A 21,025-nucleotide genomic window follows, 5' to 3' on the forward strand; every position below is an offset into this window, starting at 1 on the left:
GACCGTAACAAAACGTCTCTTGCACCTAGGCGCCACAATCGCTAGTGTTTGAGCCCCAAAAGACAATCACACAAATGAGCGTTATGAGTAAAACCAAGGTCAGCACCACCGCCCAGTACGGCAGCTGGGATTCACCCATTGATGCCAGCGCCCTCACCGCCAACGCCGTGCGTTTAGCGGAGCCGCAACTGCACGAGGACATTGCCTACTGGCTAGAGTCGCGCCCCGACGAGGGCGGTCGCAATGTGTTGATGCGCCAACAACTGGGGCGCGAGCCGCGCGAACTATTAGATGCCAGCATCAGCGTGCGCACCCGCGCCAATGAATACGGCGGCGGTGCGTATTTGGCAACCGCCGAGGCAATATACGCCGTATTTGATCACGACCAACGGGTTTACCAGATACCACTCAAACAGGGGCACTCTCTTACCCCCGCCCCCCTAACGCCCAAGGGCGATTTTTGCTATGCCGACTTTTGTTTAGATGTCAGCCGCAAGCGCCTTATCGCCGTGCGCGAAGATCACACAGGCGCGGGCGAGCCGGCCAACGAGATAGTCGCCATCGACTTAAGCGGTAACCTAGCCGTTGAGGTATTGGTCACAGGCGCCGATTTTTACAGCAACCCACGCCTTAATAACCGCGCCGACAAACTCTGCTGGTTAAGCTGGGACCACCCCAACATGCCTTGGGATGGCACTGTGCTAACGCTCGCCGAGGTAAGCGATAGCGGGGAGTTTAAAAACCAGCGCAAGGTTGCAGGTGGCGATAACGAGTCGGTATTTCAGCCCAGCTGGAGTCCGTCAGACGAGTTGTTTTTTGTCAGCGACCGCAGCAACTGGTGGAACTTGTACCGCCATAGTGATCGCGGCGCGGTTTGTGTACTGGAGATGGATGCCGAGTTTGCCACGCCGCAATGGGTGTTTGGCATGTCCACGTACGGTTTTTGCGGCGACGATAAAATCCTATGCACCTTCAGCCAAAACGGCCAGTGGCAACTGGGGCTGATTACTCCCAAGAAAACCCAAAAGGGTTATCGTTTTAGTGCCCTTAAAAGCCCCATGACGCATATCAGCGACATCGCCACCAGCGCCGACCACCTAATGTTTATCGGCGCTAACTCGACCCGTGCGCCGGCATTGCATCACTTATTAGCCCAGTCGATCGGCCACTGTGCCGCGCCGCCATTAGCCATTGTGCGCCGCTCGCAAGCGGATATCGTCGAGCCAAAAGATTTAGCCACCCCGCAGCCGGTTAGCTACCCCACCGGCAACGGCGACACCTGCCACGGCTTTTACTACCCGCCGTGCAATACCACCCATCAAGCCCCCGCTGGAGATTTGCCGCCGTTAATTGTAATGTGCCATGGCGGGCCAACGGGCGCCACCAGCAGCGCGTTAAATTACAAACTGCAGTTTTGGACATCTCGTGGGTTTGCCGTGCTGGATGTTAATTATCGCGGCAGCACCGGCTACGGCCGCGAGTATCGCGATAGCCTAAAAAACAACTGGGGCGTAAGCGACGTGCAAGATGTAGTCGCCGGCGCCGAATATTTAGTCAAACAACAACTGGCACACCCCGAGCAGTTGATTATTCGCGGCTCCAGCGCTGGGGGTTACACGGTGCTCGCCGCGCTTACCTTTAGCGATACTTTTAGTGCAGGCGCAAGCCTATACGGCATTGGCGATTTAACCGCTCTGGCCGAAGACACGCACAAGTTTGAATCGCGCTACCTTGATACCCTGGTGGGCCCCTACCCCGAAGCCAAACAAACCTACCTGGACCGATCGCCCCTTGAGCATATTGCGCAGTTAAATTGTCCGGTGATTTTTTTACAGGGTTTACAAGACAAAGTCGTGCCGCCAGCGCAAGCCGAGGCTATGGTTGCCGCACTTAACAGCAAAGGCATCGCCAACGAGTACGTCACCTTTACCAACGAAGGTCATGGGTTTCGCGCCGCCGACAGCATTCAAACAGCCATTAACAAAGAGCTGGCGTTTTACCGCCGTGTGCTCGGCCTAGAGGCTTAAAGGTGGGACGCTGGCGACCACCGCGCCCCAAGAGCTCGGCGTATATTACCGCAGCAGGTGCCCGTGCCTTAAAAGACGAGCTTCGCGAGCTGTGGAAAGTTGAGCGCCCTAAGGTGACCGAAGTTGTCCATGAGGCGGCTAAAAACGGCGACCGCTCGGAGAATGGCGATTACATCTACGGCAAAAAACGCCTGCGGGAGATCGACTCGCGGGTGCGCTTTTTAACCAAGCGGTTAGAGTCACTCACCATTGTCGACCGCTTGCCCGACGACCAGAGCCGTGTGCTGTTTGGCGCCTGGGTGACACTCGAAGACGACAACGGCAATGAACGCTGCTACCAGATAGTCGGACCCGATGAATTTGATGTGAGCGCCGGTAAAATTAGTATGGACTCACCACTGGCGCAGGCCATGTTAAAAAAACAAGTGGACGATGAAATTATGGTACACGGCGCCGAAACCGAGCAGGTGTATTACATCAGCGCCATTGAGTATAAACCTTACGCTTGATCGGCCAAAAGCGAGAGGCGGGCTAGCTCTTCCGTAAGCGTGTTATCGGGGAACGACTCTCCGGCGCGCCGATACCAATAACCGGCATTGCCCAAATCGCCCTCATCGCGATGCAGATAAGCGTGCAACAGGCACGATATTTTATCGTTGTCATCTTGCACAAGATTGTGGGCGCCATCCCAATCACCCGCGTTAATCAGTGCGACGGCACGTTTAGCGTTGTTCATTGTAACCTCTGCTATAATCGAAAAAACCTGAGAGCCATTGTAAGCGAATGTCCATTCCCCTTGTCACCCACCCCGCCTACTCATTTCCGTTTCCGGGGCGGCACCGGTTTCCGATGGAAAAGTTTGGTTTACTTAATGAGTGCTTAACCGAGCAAGGTATACTCACGGCCAACAATACCTTTAGGCCGGGCAGCGCAAGGGCGGCGGTACTGCACAACGCCCACTGCCCGGATTATATCGAGCGTTTTAGCCAGAATAGTCAGTCGAAGCAAGAAGTTCGCCGCATGGGTTTACCCTGGAGCGAGGGGTTAAAAAAACGCACTCTTATTTCGCCCAACGGCACACTGCTAACCGCACACTTGGCATTAAGCAACGGCATTGCCTGCCACTTAGCCGGTGGTACTCATCACGCCCACTACGACTTTGCCTCGGGCTTTTGCATTATTAACGATTTGGCGGTTACTGCAAACACGCTGTTAGCGCAGGGAAAAGTTAACAAACTGTTAATTTTTGATTGTGATGTGCATCAAGGCGATGGTACGGCCGCAATACTTGCCCACGAGCCGCGGGCTGTGACCTGCTCGATTCACTGCGAGAAAAACTTTCCGGCGCGCAAAGCACGCAGCGATTACGATATTGGCCTTGCGCCTAACACCACCGACGACGAGTACCTTGAGGTAGTCTCCAACACCCTGGCTCAGCTAGTAAAAAGCGAACAGCCAGACTTAGTTATATACGATGCCGGCGTGGATATTTTTAGCCAAGACCCTTTGGGGTTATTACAGGTGAGCGAGTCAGGTATTCGCGAGCGCGAGCGATTGGTGTTAACCATGTGCAGAGCAAATAATATTCCGGTGGCCACAGTAATCGGTGGCGGCTACGATGACGACCGCAAAGCGCTGGCCAAGCGGCACGCTTTGGTGGTGGAGCAGGCGCACCATTTATGGTGCGCTTAAAACAAGATCAAACAATAAAGTATTACCAGGTTTTATAAGGCAAGAACTTACCATTTAATGTGAGTAAAACCCGGTCGCCTTTAGGGTCTTCGATTTTATCAACCTCCATTGAGAAATCGATCGCACTCATAATTCCATCGCCGAACTTCTCTTGAATAACCTCTTTGAGCGTATCGCCGTAAACTCCCACCACTTCATACAAACGGTAAATCAGTGGGTCGGTGGGTACGGCTTGGTCCCAGACTTTTGTCGGAAACGCCACAAGCGCAGCGGTCACGTCGTCATCCAGCGATAGGTGATCGGTAACCTTTTTGGCGATAGCGGCCGGCGCGCTATTCATACCCAAGCAGGCGGATGCCAACCACACGGGTGAAACGTCTATATCTTTTGCTATTGCCTCCCAGGTGAGGCCGCGTGCAGCTTTGGCGCTTACAATAGTGTCGGTCATGCTTTGTTTGTTCATCTCAGGCTCCTATTGGGTTATGGATAACGAAGAGATGAGCAAGTTACAGGCCAGCGCGCGTTTGCACGACAATCACGCAACATCTACGACTTCGGTGCCCTGCTGGTGGTGCAATGGGACGTGCGTGCGCACCAACATAAACCAGCCAACAGGCAGTCGCCCAAGACACAATCTAAAGGCAAAAAAATGCCGGGCCCTAAGGCCCGGCATATTAGTGTAACGACACTGGTTTAACTGATCGCCAGCTTAGTTATCACCCCACAGCTCATCCAGCAAGTTCCATTTGCGCTGATTAAAGCCGTCCCATGTGCCCCATGCGGCAGTATTGGATACGGGATCGTAGACGTGGTTATACAAGCCGCCAGTGTCGCCCGACTCTGGGTTGGTGGACCAATAACACGCCTGAATGTTGTTCTCAGCCATGTAATCTACCACAGCGCCTTGCCACTGCTCATCCACACCCGGTTGGATATGACCCCAGCGGTTTTGATCGCGAATTGGCGCACCTTCGGGCCAATCCAGATGGCCACCGAACTCACCCACGATCATCGCGTAACCTTGCTCACGCAAATAACCAAAGTGCTCGTCCCAACCTGGCTCCAGACGCGCCGGATCGATCACGATATTACAATCGGCATCACCTGCCTCATCGCCTTCCATACCTTCACACTCGGGCTGCGCCGGGTCCATAAATTGTTTCTGGACAAAGACTGACGGGCCATAAGTATGTGGCGACAGAATCAAGCGCTCTTTAGGGATATTAAGCGGATCATTCTGGAACGGATAGAGGTTTTCGCCCCAGTTGGGGTTGGTCTCTTCCGAGCCATGGGGTACTTCGGTACCGTCTTTAGTGGACGATGAGATACCTTCAACCATCACCAACACATCTTGGTTGACTTCATTAATGGCAGAGTAGGCGTTCTCGGCCAAGGTGCTCCACTCATCCCAGGTGTAATCCCACGGTTCGTTAAAGATGTCGATCGCCATAATGTTATCGACACCTAACTGAGCCGACAGACCGGCAATATCGCGCAAATCGTCCAGCCATAGCTGCTCGTTGTATTCGTGCACGACAACGCCGTTGTCGTCCACTACACCACAAGAGTAGCCTTCGCGGGTGAACTCATAGTTTTCACGATCGCGATCGGCGTAAGGAGGAGTGGAATCTAAACGACCTGCACGCCAACCCACATAGTTGGAGCACGAGTGAATATCGATAATAACTTCGATATCGTTCTGGTCAGCTTGCACAATAAAATCTTCTAACGCTTGACGAGCGTTATCTTGACGTACCGATGCAGCATTTTTTAGCACCCCGCCCTGACGGATATCGCCGATACCTTGTGGGTCGGTTGGATCAAGTGTTTGCGGCGCAATTGGCAGGCGAATCGTGTTAATACCCTGGGCGGTAATTTCATCCATGGTTTGCTGAATATCGCGACCAGAATCTACCCACCACATATTGCCAACGTACAATTCCATAGGCGCACCATCTGGGTTGTTCTCAGCATCTGGTGGCTCGTGCTGACCTTCAAGCCCGAACCAAGCGGAACATTTCACCGGAAACACATCGCCGTTTTTAGTAATGTTACCTGTCTCATCGACACGGAAAGTACCGTCGCCCGAGGGCGTGCTGGATGAGGAGCTAGACGATGAGCTTGACGAAGAACTGCTAGACGAGCTGCTTGACTCACTGGAGCTAGACGAGCTGCTGGATGAGCTAGAGGACGAGCTCACCTCACCGCACACATCACCCGTTACCACCGGAGTTTCCGCCGAGCCGCCATTGGTGTTGCCTTGAAAACCAAAAGTGACCGTCTGGCCGGGCTGAATCGTACTGTTCCAGCTTAAGTTAGAGGCGCTGTAGGGGTTGCTGCCACTCATGTTGGCATTCCAGGTATTGGTCAGTGCGTTGTTGTCGTACTGCCAATTAACTTCCCAGCCATTGATCGGGGCATTACCGTTGTTAGTAATGTTAATGGCGCCGGTAAATCCCGACCCCCAATCGTTGCTAACGGTATAGCTGCAGCTGGCGCTTTGGGCAGTAGCACCTTGAGAAATCGCTGCAATCGCTAAACCCAGCATAACTGCCGAGCCACAGCGTTTTTTTGTAGTGATCATTACATTGCTCTCCTTAGTATTAGAAATTTGCCAATTAAACGTTTGCTTTAGTATTAATGGCACTTTCAATGTTGCCCTAGCCATTTACAAGCTGGGGCTTCTACTGCCGCACTCCACTCCGATGAAGTCGCCTATCCAGTACTAAGCGTCAGATAAACCCTTATTGCCGGCAATAATTTGGGCGCTGCCACGCGACATCACAGGTCGCAAAAACAACTGGCAGCGCTGTCAAACAACGATAAAAATAAACACTGAAATCGCTGTTATGACGAATAACATTTTCTATTCGATGTTGTGACCCGTGTTATCGGGCCACAACCTATATCTTGATCAATCGTCCGCCGCGGTAATGGCATCAATCAATGCCGGCTCAAGCTCACTGCCGTTATAGCGATCAAACAGTGCAAAGCCACCGTCACCGGCGTAGCCGTTATCCCAGTAAACCGGAACCATGTCGTGCTCTACCGCAGACTCGGTGATGTACTCGTTCCAGTAATTGCGATACACCTCGTGGCCCTGAACGTTAGGCCGCGAAATAACACCGTACTCACCCAGAATTACACCCACACCCTGATCAACAAAGTTGTTTTTCATACGCTGAAACTGTGCATTCACATAAGACTCGTTCGCCCATGTTTCCGTCACATTCGGGTCGGTGGCGATAGCGCCCCACTGGGTGATATTGCTGTTTTGATTTAAGGTGAAGTTGTAAGGGTCGTAGTAGTGCACCTCCATCAATAACCGATCAGAGACAGTATCAGTGGGGATATCGGCGAAATTAACACCGTGATCAATATTGGTATTAAACGCTTGCACCACTAGGTAACGATCAGCATTACCGCCACCCGTCGCACGCACTGTGTCGACAAAGGTTTGGTTAAAGCTATTTTGAACGGTGTAGTACTCTTCAGTGGGAGTGCCATAATCACCATCAACCATTACCTCGTTAGTTCCGGCAAACAATAGACGATCATCGTAGCTTTCGAAGTGATTGGCGATTTGCGTCCACATCGTGGCTAAACGATCGTTAACATATTCTTGCTCGGCGTAGGTTGGCTGCATCCAGCCTTCGTCCCAATGTATATTCATAATCACATACATATCGGCATCTAACGCGTAGTTAACTACCTCTTCTACGCGGTTCATCCAACTGCTTTCTATGACAAAGTTTTGCGCATCAGAAAATTTACTCCACGCAACAGGCACCCGAATCGTATCGAAACCCGCGGCTTTAACCGCATCAATAAGCGTTTGAGTCGTTAACGGATTACCCCACGCTGTCTCACCGCCGATGGCATCAAGGGTATTACCCAGGTTCCAACCCACGCCCATCTCGTCGGTCAGCTCGACGGCTGTCAAACCACTTGGTACAGAGCTTGAAGAGCTAGAACTGGTAGAAGAAACACTAGAGCTAGACGCAACGCTGGAGCTTGACGAGCTGCTAGAGTTTGCAACGGAAGAGGAGCTAGAGCTACTGACCCCACCGCACACATCACCACTTACTAGCGGCGTCTCGGCGCCACCATCGCTGTCAACCTGCAGCCCAAAGGCCACGGTTTGCCCCGGGGCAATAGCGCCATTCCAACTTAGGTTACTGGCAGAGTATGGGTTCGAGCCTGTGATGTTCGCATTCCAGCTATTACCCAACTGATCACTGTTGTAGCTCCAGGTAACATTCCAACCATTAATAGCGCTAGAGCCGGTATTTGTGATTTCAATTAATGCTGTAGCGCCGCCGCCCCAATCGTTGGTAATAACGTATTCACAATTAGCGGATTGGGCGAGCGCGGTAGCAGAAGACAGTAAGCCCACAGAGAGCGCACAGGCCCACCCGAGCTTTTTTACTCTTAAAAACGACATGGCGTATCCTCATCTATTATCTGTTATTTTCGACGTTTTTTAGCGGCTCTCAAAAACGATGAACAACAGCAATATTAAATTGACAGGGCATTTGCCAAAAAATATTTATCTATCGCGAGTGCGCAACAAAAAACGTAATGTCTGAAATCCGCCAACAAGAAAGATTTCAGACAGAGCAACGAGTATATCGACGTAAAGAAATGATAAAACGAATTAATGCGCCCACCTTCGAGACGAACCTCACAAAAAATAGGCGCTCACGGCACATAAATCATTTAAAAAATAAATAAAAAAACGTTAACGATAACTAAAAAATTAAAATTTATTTTTAATTTTATTTAAGTAGATCTTATTCCCGACCATTAAAAAATTTATTATGTCGTGAAAAACAACGAAGCAAAAAACAGAGAAAAACTCAAATACACATTAATGCCTTGGCCCTCTATATTTTTTATATATCAAACGATGCAGCAATTATCTTTATTTTCTCACGAAGAAAAACCAAAGCCTCTTTCATACCGCAGAAAACAAAATTTCGATTGCTCATTAACCGTTTCCCTCTTATTGCAAAATAGCAATACCACCCTTCATTTTGTGGTCATCAGCAGGAGGCATAATAATGGACACCGAGAACACCAACTACAGGAGTGCCACCGTAATAGCCCGAACGCCAGAATCACGCGACTAGACTCATAGTGCCGATTACGAGCCGTTCCGGTTGAAGATTCGTAATTGCTTGTAATTGCGTGTCATTGCGCGCCATTGGACACTAGGCTATACCCATCATAAACGGGCGACAAAACCCAAAGATTGACTCTGCGTTACGAAAGAGCACAAGGATGACACTATGAGTACATTTGATTCAGACCAACCCAGCGCCAACTCAGTACCCTGCTGGGACTGCCAAACCGACCCCACCGCACGCTTAAAACAGATGTTTGTCGACATGGGGCAAAAACACCGAATCGCCAGCGGTGCCAAGCCTGCTCGCCGTGCCGTGTTTCGCAAACAGCACGGTATTGCCTATGGCGAGTTGGTGATCAACCCAGATATAGACCCGGCGTTTAAACAAGGCATATTCGCCGGCGAGCGCTACGAGTGCGCCGCGCGCTTCTCAAGCGATACTGGCCCAACCGATCCGGACCTGCACACCACCATGGGCGTGGGCTTAAAATTATTTGGTGTGGAGGGCGAAAAGCTGATGGGTGAAGGACCAACGGCCGATTTCATTTTTCAGAATATCGACCGTTTCTTTGCCACCGATGCAAAACAGATGTGCGCTTTCACCACCGCCGGGGTAGTAGATCACAATTACCCGGAATATATAGAAAAACACCCAGAGCTTGCCGACGTACTGCAGGCAATGGAGAAAATTGAAACCAGTTGCCTGACGGCCAGCTATTGGGCGATATTGCCCTTTAAGCTGGGGGACACTCAGATTGTTAAATACCGTTTGGTACCCGACGGCACAGAGCCAGGTGCACCGTTTGACGATACCAACTATTTAGGGCTCGATTTACAATCGCGTTTGCGCAACGGCGCGGCCCGATTTCGCTTTGAAATCCAGCTGCGCACCAGTGATACCATGCCCCTGGATGACGCCCGCGCGGTATGGAGCACCGATGAAAGCCCTTATATCTGCATTGCCACGCTGCAGTTCCCGCAACAAGACATATGCGCCATTGGTCAAGAGGCGTTTGGCGAGAACCTCGCGTTTAACATCTGGCGCACCCTGCCCGAGCACGAGCCTCTTGGCAGTATCGCCGCCGCCCGTAAAGTGGTATATCAAGCCAGCGCTGAAGCGCGTCATCAAGCTAATGGACAGCAACTAGGTGAACCTAACGCTATAAACCCCACCTTTAGCGATACCGAGGGCGATGACAGCGACTGCATTGTTTACGCCGCCATTTACCCGCCCATTGGGGTGATGCGCGTCGGCAATGCCGAAAGCGAGTTCTTTATCGGCCCCGAGGTAAAAGACCCTGCCCCCCAAACCGACCCACACGCCTACCGCGATAGCACCGGCGCCATCAAACGCCAGGCGGCGCGCTTTAGAATCTACGGATTCAACGCTGCAGGCAAAGCCGTTAAAGAACTAACCGCGGAAAACGCCGACATTGAATGGTGCGCCCATTTAGCCAACCAAAAGTCGTCGTGGTATGAGTTTCAGTTAGCACTGGATATCCCAGAGGCGGTCGACGCCCCGCCATCGCTGTTGCGCAACAACAATGTGGCCGATCGTAAGCAACTGCTTATTGACGGTGGCGAGCGACGTATCAGCGGCTGCGATTTAAGCGACTCAAAACGCTACGGATTTCGCGGAGAGTTTTTAGGCAAAGAAGTGTACCTCGGTGAGATGCGCACCGACGCTAAAGGCCGTTTGGTCATGCTCGGTGGTCACGGCAAAGCGGAGAACATTAACGGTGATATCGCGGTTACCTTTGCCAACAACGAAGGCTGGCACGACGACATCGCCGATGGCCCAATTACCGCCACAGTAACCTATCAGAATAATGCGTTACGAGTGCTACCCGCCTGGGCCATCAGCGCCCCACCCGACTTTGCGCCACTGCAAAAATCCGTGCGTACCATGTGGGACTTAATGCGTGATGTTGCCATTAAATGCGGTCAACTGAATCGCCCGGCGCGGCCATCTTTTACGCACGATATTTTACCAATCTTTCAGCGTATGACCGATTTACAGTGGGTCAACGCAGGCTTTGCCGCGGGCTTTGGCTGGGAAGGGCCGTTTAATTACACCGCCCCCGAATGGCTGGCGCGTTTAAGCGATCCTTCATCGGCCAACCACGAGCTGCGTCGCACGCTGTCCAACAACTTTAGACGCTACGATGTATCTGGCAGCCAGGCGCCGCAACTGTGGCCCTGGGTGTATGGCGACGCCATGAGTGTTCCTGCCTCTGGCTCGCCGCGCCAACATGCGACTTTATCCGATTTGCAGCTGGCGTTTTTAGAGCAGTGGGTAGAGGGCGACTTTGACGCTGACTACCGACCAGACACCGACCCCGTGCGCTGCCTTAATCAATTACCCGTAGCGCAGCAACCGGACATGCTCACCCAAGCGGCTATGGAATTTTGTCTCGCGGATGCCTTCCACCCGGGCTGCGAGATGACCTGGCCGATGCGCACACCGCAAATGTACGAAGAAGCTTTTAGGTTAAAGCACGCCGACAATACGATGCCCACCAACGGTCACTATTACGGGCCGCTGATGAACTCAGACGTCATCAACCTACCCAAAGGCCCTTTACAGGGTGGACAAGTCGCCGGTGGTATCACCCGTTGGATGGCAATCCCCTGGCACTGCGATACCGCCAGCTGCCGCGATGGTTACGAGCCGCAGTACGACCCTTACGTACCGACCTTCTGGCCCGCCCGCGTGCCCAACAATATTCTCAATGAATCAATGCACGCAAAAACCATTGACCCGCAACTACCGGCGCAAGAGCGGCAGCAATCGTTTGCGTTTCGCCAAGCCTGGCTGGACGACTTACCCATTGCCGAGCCTGTGACTTACACCAAGCAAATTAACGCCATGATTGATCACTTTGATTCACTGGCCATCGTGCAAGCACGCCCTGGTGCAACCGACACCCCCACCCTACCCGAACATATGCAAGTGGGGCTAGTGTCGCCCAAAGAGCAAAAAGGGCAGCACCAGCCGGCGCTGTTGAGCGGCACCGCCGCCGCTGGCAATGCGAGCGCTAAAGTGTCTCTACACGGCCAACGAGCGCACCGCCAAGTGGATTTAACCAGCATCGAAAAAGCCCATAGGCTAAAGCGGTAAACCCATGAACCAACACACCAGCGATATTGTGGTGCTAGGCGCCGGCATTGCCGGCGCCACCGCAGCACTGGCGCTCGCACCAGTTGCCCGCGTCACCATTATTGATAAGCTCGCCGTAATCCCCGCGCGCGCTGGCGATTGTTTACCCGCACCGGCGGGGCGCATTCTACGCAGACTTGGTTTATGGCAAGAGTTTACCCAACAAGACCACTTACCCTGCTTGGGCATGCAATCCTATTGGGGCGCGGATCAGGCCGTGATCCAAGATAGCTTACGCAACCCGGATGGTCATGGCTGGCATTTACACCGTCCACAATTTGAATCGTTGCTGCAGCGCACCGCACAGACGCGTGGGGTAGATTTTATTCGGCCCGCGACCGTAACAGCGGTAGAGCCTTGTACGGCGGGCTGGCAATTAACGTTAGACAGCGGCGATGTTATCAACACCGGCTGGGTGATTGATGCATCGGGGCGCAAAGCCTCGTTCGCGCGTAAGCTCGGAGCCGAACGCGTTAACGATGATTCACTAATAGCCGCCTGGGGAGTAATTGCGCAAGACGCGGCCCAAGGCATGCAGCGCAATATGGCCAGTATTGCCGCCGCCGAAAACGGTTGGTGGTATTCTGCCCCGCTACCCAATAAGCAGAGACTACTGGCCTACCACAGTGATCAAGCGTTACTTAACACCGCCCAGTGGCGCCACTCAGTGCCGTTTAAAAGCGCCGCGTTGCAGCAAAGGGCGCTTGCCGGGTTGTGCCTTGAGGCGTCACTTGCAACGCTCAACTACCAAGGTATTACCGCTGCCAACTCCACCAAACTCAACCAAGTATGCGGCGAGCGCTGGGCCGCTATTGGCGATGCCGCTCTCAGCTTTGATCCGCTCTCGTCGCAAGGAATGTACAATGGCATGGCCAGCGCCATGCAGCTGGCTGATTTAATTCTGGAAGGATCCGTGCAGAAAAAATACCCACAACAAGTTCACGCTATTTGGCAACACTACCTTAAGCACAAAGCGTTTTTTTACGGGCAAGAGCGACGCTTTGTAAACCAGCCGTTTTGGCAAGATCGGCAACTAGCGACACATTCATTAACTACTTAATCACAGGGCACATCTACGTAGAGGAGCGTCACTTAAGGGGGGGCAGCATAATCAACGTCGGTGCCGGGCAACGACGACACATCAACCTCTCGACGTTTAGCTATGTACGTTTGTGCGCTTTTTGCGTCGGCCACATTGAGATCAAAAATCGCGATATTTTCATGCAGGCCATTTTCAACAGTTTGCTCTACCCCCTTAATATCGAACTGTGATTGATAAACAACTCCGTCATAACCCTGCATTTTAAAATACTCAGACACTATTTGAGTCGGGATATAATTCAAGCGACTATCTTGTGACGTTACTGGCTTAGAAAAACATCCATTTAACTCAGTCCATGCAAATGATTCATCATCTTCATCCGTGTCCGGACTATATTGATTACACCACCAATATCCGTCAGGCCTATCCTGTAATAAGTTGACCAACCTCAAATCCGCTAGCATTTCGAACGTTGCAACTGTGACGCTTTCGTCATCTGCCGGCCTAGATTCGGCGACACAAACTTCTGGCCGATTCGCTAAATATAAAACATTGAGATTGAAAGGGTTAACTCTCCCTTCTGCTTGCAAGTTGGGAATTGGCTTCATTTCGGCTTTATCGTAAGGAGTGTTAACTCCAGCCGGATTTACTCGAGCACGATAATATACACTTCCCTTTGGTATGATTTTCACTCTACTTTTACTGGACTCGTAAAGCGCATCTAAGAACTTTAAGTTTCGTTCAGATAAAAAGTGCCGCTCACTAGATGAGGTACTTTCTAGAAAATGCCAAAAATCTTCGAGCTTTACTTTATTCATTTACAACCCCTGCTCTTTTGCCTTATCCCACAAGGCGTCCATCTCGTCCAGAGTCATATCGTCCATGGGTTTAGGGGCATTGTCCTCGATAAAGCGAAAACGCCGTTCAAATTTATGATTGGCGCGGCGCAGTGAGCCCTCCGGGTCTTGCTTTAAAGTGCGGCTAATATTGGTAACGGCGAACAGCAAATCGCCTACTTCACCTTCAACGGCGTCCATATCGCCGCTTTCTAACGCCTCTTCTACCTCGGCTAACTCTTCACGTACTTTAGCGATAGGGCCACGGACGTCTTTCCAATCAAAACCGGTACGCGCGGCGCGCTTTTGCAGCTTGGCCGCGCGGGTCAGCGCTGGTAAATTAAGCGGCACATCATCCAGGGTACCGCGTGCGCCTTTGGCCTCGCGCTCTTCTTGTTTGATGTCTTCCCAGCGCTGTTTAATGGCGGCCTCATCGGTAGGCTGATCACCAAAGCGTTGTAATAAATCGTTTTTGGGAAATACATGCGGGTGCCGACGCACCAGCTTAGCCACCAAGGTATCAACGACGGAATAAAAATCAAAGCGTTGTTCTTCGGCGCCAAACTGACTGTAAAAAATAACTTGGAATAATAAATCACCCAGCTCTTCTTGCAGGTGATCGAGATCGCCGCGCTCGATGGCATCGGCCACTTCGTACGCCTCTTCAATAGTGGAAGGCACAATCGTGGCGTAAGTTTGTTTTTGATCCCAGGGGCAACCGTCCACCGGATCGCGTAGACGCTGCATTAAGTAAACAAGATCGTCAAGCGTATAATGCGTATCTGCCATGGTGTGTCCTTGTGTGCCGTACAGCGTTGGGCAATTCATGCGCACTGCCACATAAGTAGCAGTGCTTGTAATTAGCTTGAGTGTTTGCGTCGCGCCGAGGCGATATTAGGCAACTGGTTTAGGCGCGTAAGCACTCGGCTAAGTTCATCAAAGCCGCGAATCTCTACAGTGATTTGCATATCAACCGTATTTTTACGTTTGTCCGATAAGGTTTGCATAGCACTAATATTGATCCGCTCGTGATCGAGCAAGGAGGTAATATCCATTAACAAACCGTGACGATCGTAAGCCTCGACAATTAAATCCACCGAGTAGCTGCTTTGCGGCGTCGCGCCCCAATCAACTTTAATAATGCGCTCGGGCTCATCCGATTGCAGCTGCAGCACATTGCTACAGTCGGCGCGGTGAATCGAAACGCCGCGCCCCAACGTGATGTAACCGGTGATGGCATCGCCCGGCACTGGCGTACAACAACTGGCAATTTGGGTGAGTAAATTACCCACCCCCTCAATAAATACATCGGAGTCTTTTTTGCGTTTGGACGATTTTGCCTTAAACGGAATCACCGGCTCTTTAGGGTGTTTGCTATCAATCAGCCGCTGCGCAGCGCTAATAACTTGACCCACCCCGACGTCACTGGCACCAACCGCCGCGTACAAATCGTCCAGCGATTGCATATTGAGCTTTTGCGCCAAAGTCTCAAACTCTAAATCGAGCAGCGCTAAACGCTTAAACTCGCGATCGAGCAGCGCTTGACCCTCGGCTATATTGTCGTCGCGCGCCTGCACTTTAAACCAGTGTTGTACTTTGGCGCGGGCGCGAGCGGTATTGACGTAACCAAGCGCGGGCGAAAGCCAATCGCGACTCGGCGCCTCGCGCTTGCCGGTTAAGATCTCGACTTGATCGGCGGTGTTTAAATGGTAGTTTAACGGCACGATACGGTCGTTAACCTTGGCGCCGCGACAACGATGGCCTACATCCGTATGGATACGGTAGGCAAAATCTAGCGGCGTGGCAGTTTTAGGCAAATCCACCACGTGGCCCTCGGGGGTAAAGACGTAAATGCGATCTTGATCGAAAGCTTTTAAATCATCCTGCAACTGCTGGCTGCTACTGCCCAGTTCATCGTGCCATTCAAGCACTTGGCGCAACCAGGCAATTTTTTGCTCGTAGCCGTCTTGGCCGGCTTCGGTATCGGTGCCTTTGTAGCGCCAGTGGGCACATACGCCCAGCTCCGCCTCTTCGTGCATAGCGAAGGTGCGGATCTGGATCTCGAGTACTTTATTTTCGGGGCCGATCACCGCGGTATGTAACGAGCGATAGCCGTTCTCTTTGGGTGAGGCGATATAATCATCAAACTCGTGAGGGATGTTGCGCCACAAGCTGTGCACAATACCCAGTACGGTGTAGCAATCACGCACGCTAGGCACCAAGATACGCACGGCGCGAATATCGTATACCTGAGAAAAACCAATACCCTTGCGCTGCATTTTTCGCCAGATACTGTAAATATGCTTCGCCCTGCCGGTTACCTCGCCATCTATAGCGGCACTTTGCAGCTCGCCGCGCAGGCGCGAGAGCAAGTCGTCGATAAACTCTTGGCGAGCAATACGCCGCTCATCCAGTAAAGACGCAATACGCTTGTAATCGCTGGGCTCTAGGTAACGGAAAGATAAATCTTCTAGCTCCCACTTAATGTGGCCGATCCCCAAGCGGTGCGCCAAGGGCGCGTACACATCGGATACCTCGCGGGCCACCTGCCGGCGCCGGGCTGGAGAAGCTGTTTTAACTGCCCGAATGGCACAGGTGCGCTCGGCCAGCTTAACCAGCGCGACCCGTACGTCGTCCACCATGGCTACCAGCATTTTGCGAATATTATCGGCTTGCTCGTCAGACTGTTTGCCAAACACGCGCTCTTCGCGCTCGTTGCGCTGATAGCTTATGGCCGCCATGCGCAACACGCCTTTAATCAGCTTGGCAACCGTCTCACCAAACTGCGCCTCGACATCGGCGAGCGCGAGCTTTTCTTCGCGCACTGCACGGTAGAGCACGGCCGCCACCAAGGTGTCGTGATCGAGCTGCAAGTCAGCGAGAATTTCGGCCATCTCCATGCCAATACGCAAGCAGCTGGTGCCCTCGCCCCAGCTGTGGGGGGCCTCACAGGTAACCGCGGCATCGGCTTGCTGGCACAGCTCGCAAGCGCGCTTGATTTCATTCAGGGTGGGAGAGGTTTGCTGCTCAATACCGGCAAAGCGTTGCAACCAGGCATCGATATCAACACTGCCGTCAGGGGCAATGGGGTGGTCTTGGCGGACTTTTACCATAGTAACTTCACTGTACACTGCTGGCTGTTATTAATGGGTAAGCCACGCTCCGTGTGGTTCCGTGCGGAGAGTACCTGAAACAGCCATTGGACTCGTAAGGCGCTATAAAGTTGCACACGTTGTGTGCCAGCGCTCGGGCGGGGCCTATGGTAGTCGAAAAGCCTGCGCGAGCAAAATGCAAAAAGCCCGCAAGCGGTCATTAGCCACCTTGCGGGCCTTACTGCACGCCGACTGCGCGCTAAGTTAAATCACCTCAATGCCCGCCAGCCCAGCAGCGGCGCCCTTCTCCAATGCAACGCGGGAAAAGCTCAAATCCAGCTCGCCCAGCGTAACCAATGTAAAAGGCTCTAAGATGCGGTGGAAAAACTCTTCGGGCGGCAGCACTAGGCCAAAATCGGAGCCAACATCTGGAAACAGTCTAAGTGGCACACGCACCTGTGCCCAGCCGTTACCGGCCAGCGCCTGCACCGTGTCGGTTATATCCAAGTCAGAGTTACTGTCCGGGCCGCAGCCTAAACGCAGAGTAACGCTCTGGCTGGGCGCGGCATCGACTTTAACGTCAAAGATTAATGCGCCGTCACTGTCGAGGTAATCGACCAACACCTGTCGATCGCGTGTGGTAAGCGCCACCAACCCCACGCCGGAGCCGTTCCATTGGGCGCGGCGGGCATCTTCTTGCACCTCGCGATCTATTGCCGTTACACAAATGCTCGACACCTCAACGCGGTTGCCCTGCATTAACTGTTTATCGTTTTGCCGGCCGCGCACCATAATCTGGTAGGGCTCGATAGGACGGCGGTTAAACACCAGCAGCTCATCCAAGGTGTCGGCGCCGGCATCGTACTCTTCGGGTAAATCATCGCCCAGGGTATCGGCCTCGCCATAGGCCAGACCATAACCATAGGCAAACAACGGGTTGTAGTCGTCATCGCCCCGATTAAGCGGCACTTGGTCGGGGGTGCGGGGCCAGGAGAAAGTCAGCTTGCCTTTCATGGGGTGGTTCAGCTCGCCATCGGCGCGGGTAAAAATCACATCCGCCACGCCGGCCCCTTCGGTACCTGGCTGCCAAATGGCCACAAACGCATCAGAGGCGTTGATCTCGCGATTGACCCACATGGGTCGACCGGTGATAAACAGCGACACCACCGGAATACCCTCGGCTTTGAATTTTTTTAACAGTGCCCAATCGCGACCGCCGCCCTCTTTAAACAGCAGGTTTTGCACATCGCCTTGCATCTCGGCATAGGCCGACTCGCCCCACACCATAATCGCCACGTCAGGTTTAACGCTGTAGTCACCGGTTTCGCTCAGTTCAATCTCGCCACCGGCGGCTTGCACACTGGCCGCTAAGCCGTCATACACTGAGGTAGCGCCGGGAAAGTCGCGCTTATCGGTGCCGGTGCCTTGCCAAGTGACCGACCAACCGCCAGCTTGTTTGGATAAATTATCGGCGCCATCACCGGCTACCAATACCCGTTGCTTAGGCGACAAAGGTAATAAGTTGTTTTTGTTTTTTAGCATCACTAGCGATTCACGCACCGCGCGGCGGGCCACGTCACGGTGCGCGGCGGCGCCAATTAGCTCGTCGCGCCCAGCTAATGGGCGGCTGGATGGCTTGCCGCGTTCAAACAAACCGGCGCGCAGCTTAACCCGCAAAATACGGCGTACGGCATCGTCGGCGCGCGCGGCGTCGATCACGCCCGATTTAATTTGCTCGACGGTGTTGTTAAACAACACTTTCCAATCTGGGTCGGGCACCATAAAAATATCCAACCCGGCATTGATCGCCTGGGGGCAATTTAAAACTTCGGCGCCTTCAATAAAACCGTGGCCGTTCCAATCGCCCACCACTAAGCCGTCAAAACCAAGCTTGTCTTTTAATACGGTGGTTAACAGATATTGATGACCGTGGAGTTTTTCATCGTGCCAGCTATTAAACGAGGCCATAACGCTCTGTACGCCTGACTCTATGGCGCTGAAGTATCCAGCGCCGTGAATATCACACAGGGCTTGCTCATCGTCTACGCAATCGCCACGGTCAATGCCATTTAGCGTGCCGCCATCGCCAATAAAATGTTTTGCGGTGGCAATCACGTGCTGCTCGCTTAAGAACTCACCCGAGTCAACGGCGCCCTGTAAACCTTCAACCATTTGGCCGGCATAGGCGCGCACTATCTCTGGGTCTTCGGAGTAGGATTCGTAGGTGCGGCCCCAGCGATCATCGCGGGCCACGGCCACTGTGGGTGAGAAGTCCCAATCGATGCCAATGGCGGCAATCTCGCGGGCGGTAACCTCGCCAATGTCGCGAATCAGCTCGGGGTTGTGGGTCGCACCAAGCGCGATGTTATGCGGAAACAAAGTCGCTCCCACCACATTGCCGACACCGTGAACGGCATCGGTGCCCCACATGATAGGCACATAAACTTTGCCATCGCTGCAGTCGGCGGCGGCGTCAAAAAAGCTGTCGGCCAGTGCCACCCAATCAGAGGCTTTGGCGTAGCGATCGTTATTGGGCACAGAGCCGCCACCGTTAAGCACTGAGCCCAAATGGTAGTCTTTAATATCTTGCGCGGTTACCTGCTTGATTTCGGGCTGAATCATTTGCCCAACTCTTTCCTCGACGCTCATCTGCGCCAAGATTTTATCTATTTTTGCTTCAAGGGTAGCGTCAACGGCAAGCGCCGGGGTCAATCGGGGCCAAGGCACGGGGTAACCTCCAAGGGTGTCAGGTATGTCGCTTCATTTTTAGTGTGGCGCTGTGCGCTCTTTTAGTCTTCTTGCGGCTCGGTGCGGGCAACACAAAGCCGTAAAAGCTCTTTAGCTTAACGGAACGAGGGCAAAACTACACCACTATTGACAGCGCTGTCAATGAAACCTACACTTCTCAACCTTCTTTATCGATAACATGGGCGCTTTTTACGCTAGGCACCTTCGGCGTAAGCCATTAAGCTTGGTAATATCAAAGAGCGGCAGCAAGGCAGAACAGCGAGGAGCACAACCATATGAGCAAAATTCTAGTCGCCGATATTGGTGGGACCAACGGCCGCTTTGGCTTGGTCGATGCCTGCGAGCACGATACCGGCTACAACGCCGTACAGCAGCTCAGCCTACCCAGCGCCGATCACGATTCGCTGGCCGATATGATTCGCGCCTATTGCGACCAAACCGGCATCAACATGCCCAAGTTTGCCTGTCTGGCGATTGCCGGGCCTATTCAGGACGGCCATGTAAAAGTCACCAATCTTAACTGGGAGTTCTCGATTGGCCGACTGCGCGACGAGCTGAATATGCAAGCGCTAGATGTGCTCAACGACTTTTCGGCGCTAGCCTACGCGGCACCACACTTACAAGCCAGCGATAAAAAAACACTCTACAACGTGAAGGGCAACTCTCACGCACCGATCGGTGTAATGGGCCCCGGCACCGGCTTTGGCGCCGCAATGCTGGCGCCAGTGCGCAGCGGCTGGAAGATTATCCCCACCGAGGGTGGCCACTGCAGCTTTGCTCCCACCACCGGCAAAGAGATCGCGATTTTGCAGCATATGCGGCGCGAATTTGACCATGTCTCTATTGAACATTTGCTTTCGGGTATTGGACTGGTGCGTATTTATAAAGCGCTGGCGGCCATCGACGGTAAAGAGTGTGAAGATTTACAACCGTCGGATGTCAGCCAACGAGCCCTCGCCCACCAAGACCCTCTTTGCGAGGAGGCGCTGGAAACTTTTTGCAATATTCTGGGCAGCGTGGCAGGCGATAAAGCCCTTAGCTGGGGCGCACTAGGAGGCATTTACCTGGGCGGCGGTATTGTGCCTAAAATCGCTAATTACTTACCGCAAACCGACTTTGTGAAACGCTATGTCCACAAAGGCATTATGCGCGGTTACGTTGAGGATATTCCGGTCCACATGGTCACCAACGACAAAGCCGCTTTGGTGGGCGCCGCCGCGTGGCTGGTGGATAACACGCAAGCGCTACAGTACTAAAGCCTTACCCTCTTGCAGGGTGCCACGCCCTGCAAGAGCCCACG

13 protein-coding genes and 1 pseudogene are annotated in these 21,025 nt (G+C 52.9%); 6 read left to right on the plus strand and 8 right to left on the minus strand.

Annotated features, from left to right (window positions below):
• The first annotated feature begins 83 nt into the window (after positions 1 to 83).
• Both ACGHAD_RS12045 and greB read left to right on the plus strand, forming a co-directional pair.
• Positions 84 to 2,027: a prolyl oligopeptidase family serine peptidase gene (locus tag ACGHAD_RS12045; protein ID WP_382418586.1), complete on the plus strand. Its 1,944-nt coding sequence runs from the start codon at positions 84 to 86 to the stop codon at positions 2,025 to 2,027.
• 2 nt (positions 2,028 to 2,029) lie between these two features.
• Entirely contained in the window at positions 2,030 to 2,536 is a 507-nt protein-coding gene (gene greB, locus ACGHAD_RS12050) for a transcription elongation factor GreB (RefSeq protein WP_382418584.1), read from the plus strand.
• Here greB and ACGHAD_RS12055 read toward each other — a convergent pair.
• The gene (locus ACGHAD_RS12055) at positions 2,527 to 2,763 is read right to left on the minus strand and encodes a hypothetical protein (protein WP_382418583.1); all 237 of its coding nucleotides are present in this window, start codon (positions 2,761 to 2,763) and stop codon (positions 2,527 to 2,529) included. The genes greB and ACGHAD_RS12055 overlap by 10 nt on opposite strands.
• Before the next feature lie 47 nt (positions 2,764 to 2,810).
• On the opposite strand from ACGHAD_RS12055, the gene ACGHAD_RS12060 reads away from it, so the two are divergent.
• A complete protein-coding gene (locus ACGHAD_RS12060) occupies positions 2,811 to 3,719 on the plus strand; it encodes a histone deacetylase (RefSeq protein ID WP_382418581.1) in 909 nt (302 codons plus the stop codon).
• A 22-nt stretch (positions 3,720 to 3,741) separates the two neighbouring features.
• Here ACGHAD_RS12060 and cynS read toward each other — a convergent pair whose 3' ends face one another.
• The 3 genes from cynS to ACGHAD_RS12075 form a co-directional block, all read right to left on the minus strand.
• Positions 3,742 to 4,182, minus strand: coding sequence for a cyanase (gene cynS, locus ACGHAD_RS12065; protein ID WP_339617142.1), 441 nt, complete (start codon positions 4,180 to 4,182; stop codon positions 3,742 to 3,744).
• A 246-nt stretch (positions 4,183 to 4,428) separates the two neighbouring features.
• The gene (locus ACGHAD_RS12070) at positions 4,429 to 6,303 is read right to left on the minus strand and encodes a cellulase family glycosylhydrolase (RefSeq protein ID WP_339617143.1); all 1,875 of its coding nucleotides are present in this window, start codon (positions 6,301 to 6,303) and stop codon (positions 4,429 to 4,431) included.
• A 330-nt stretch (positions 6,304 to 6,633) separates the two neighbouring features.
• Positions 6,634 to 8,163 carry a cellulase family glycosylhydrolase gene (locus ACGHAD_RS12075; protein WP_382418578.1) on the minus strand — a complete coding sequence of 510 codons (1,530 nt, stop codon included), beginning with the start codon at positions 8,161 to 8,163 and terminating at the stop codon, positions 6,634 to 6,636.
• Positions 8,164 to 9,010: 847 nt separating this feature from the next.
• Here ACGHAD_RS12075 and ACGHAD_RS12080 point away from each other — a divergent pair.
• On the plus strand, positions 9,011 to 11,968 hold the full coding sequence (locus ACGHAD_RS12080) for a LodA/GoxA family CTQ-dependent oxidase (RefSeq protein WP_382418576.1): 2,958 nt from the start codon (positions 9,011 to 9,013) through the stop codon (positions 11,966 to 11,968).
• 4 nt (positions 11,969 to 11,972) lie between these two features.
• Positions 11,973 to 13,067 (plus strand): NAD(P)/FAD-dependent oxidoreductase, encoded by a 1,095-nt coding sequence (locus tag ACGHAD_RS12085; protein ID WP_382418574.1) that lies wholly within the window; start codon positions 11,973 to 11,975, stop codon positions 13,065 to 13,067.
• Between the two features lie 32 nt (positions 13,068 to 13,099).
• Here the strand turns inward: ACGHAD_RS12085 and ACGHAD_RS12090 are convergent, their stop codons facing one another.
• The 4 genes from ACGHAD_RS12090 to ACGHAD_RS12105 form a co-directional block, all read right to left on the minus strand.
• Entirely contained in the window at positions 13,100 to 13,867 is a 768-nt protein-coding gene (locus tag ACGHAD_RS12090) for an RES domain-containing protein (protein WP_382418572.1), read from the minus strand.
• Positions 13,868 to 14,674 carry a nucleoside triphosphate pyrophosphohydrolase gene (gene mazG, locus ACGHAD_RS12095; RefSeq protein ID WP_339617149.1) on the minus strand — a complete coding sequence of 269 codons (807 nt, stop codon included), beginning with the start codon at positions 14,672 to 14,674 and terminating at the stop codon, positions 13,868 to 13,870.
• A gap of 71 nt (positions 14,675 to 14,745) precedes the next feature.
• Entirely contained in the window at positions 14,746 to 16,998 is a 2,253-nt protein-coding gene (gene relA, locus ACGHAD_RS12100; protein WP_339617150.1) for a GTP diphosphokinase, read from the minus strand.
• Between the two features lie 243 nt (positions 16,999 to 17,241).
• Positions 17,242 to 19,704: a glycoside hydrolase family 3 N-terminal domain-containing protein gene (locus tag ACGHAD_RS12105; protein WP_382418569.1), complete on the minus strand. Its 2,463-nt coding sequence runs from the start codon at positions 19,702 to 19,704 to the stop codon at positions 17,242 to 17,244.
• A gap of 278 nt (positions 19,705 to 19,982) precedes the next feature.
• Here ACGHAD_RS12105 and glk point away from each other — a divergent pair.
• Positions 19,983 to 20,981: pseudogene (gene glk, locus ACGHAD_RS12110) on the plus strand (glucokinase); the annotation flags it as partial.
• Positions 20,982 to 21,025 lie beyond the last annotated feature (44 nt).

This window comes from Gilvimarinus japonicus (genome assembly GCF_042847215.1).
GTDB lineage: Bacteria > Pseudomonadota > Gammaproteobacteria > Pseudomonadales > Cellvibrionaceae > Gilvimarinus > Gilvimarinus japonicus.

Bases quoted from the DNA above. Each gene is read 5' to 3' on its own strand.
- ACGHAD_RS12075 (WP_382418578.1), bottom strand. From the start codon at position 8,163: ATGTCGTTTTTAAGAGTAAAAAAGCTCGGGTGGGCCTGTGCGCTCTCT.
- ACGHAD_RS12085 (WP_382418574.1), top strand. From the start codon at position 11,973: ATGAACCAACACACCAGCGATATTGTGGTGCTAGGCGCCGGCATTGCC.
- mazG (WP_339617149.1), bottom strand. From the start codon at position 14,674: ATGGCAGATACGCATTATACGCTTGACGATCTTGTTTACTTAATGCAG.
- ACGHAD_RS12080 (WP_382418576.1), top strand. From the start codon at position 9,011: ATGAGTACATTTGATTCAGACCAACCCAGCGCCAACTCAGTACCCTGC.
- ACGHAD_RS12090 (WP_382418572.1), bottom strand. From the start codon at position 13,867: ATGAATAAAGTAAAGCTCGAAGATTTTTGGCATTTTCTAGAAAGTACC.
- ACGHAD_RS12055 (WP_382418583.1), bottom strand. From the start codon at position 2,763: ATGAACAACGCTAAACGTGCCGTCGCACTGATTAACGCGGGTGATTGG.
- cynS (WP_339617142.1), bottom strand. From the start codon at position 4,182: ATGAACAAACAAAGCATGACCGACACTATTGTAAGCGCCAAAGCTGCA.
- relA (WP_339617150.1), bottom strand. From the start codon at position 16,998: ATGGTAAAAGTCCGCCAAGACCACCCCATTGCCCCTGACGGCAGTGTT.
- ACGHAD_RS12045 (WP_382418586.1), top strand. From the start codon at position 84: ATGAGTAAAACCAAGGTCAGCACCACCGCCCAGTACGGCAGCTGGGAT.
- ACGHAD_RS12070 (WP_339617143.1), bottom strand. From the start codon at position 6,303: ATGATCACTACAAAAAAACGCTGTGGCTCGGCAGTTATGCTGGGTTTA.
- ACGHAD_RS12060 (WP_382418581.1), top strand. From the start codon at position 2,811: ATGTCCATTCCCCTTGTCACCCACCCCGCCTACTCATTTCCGTTTCCG.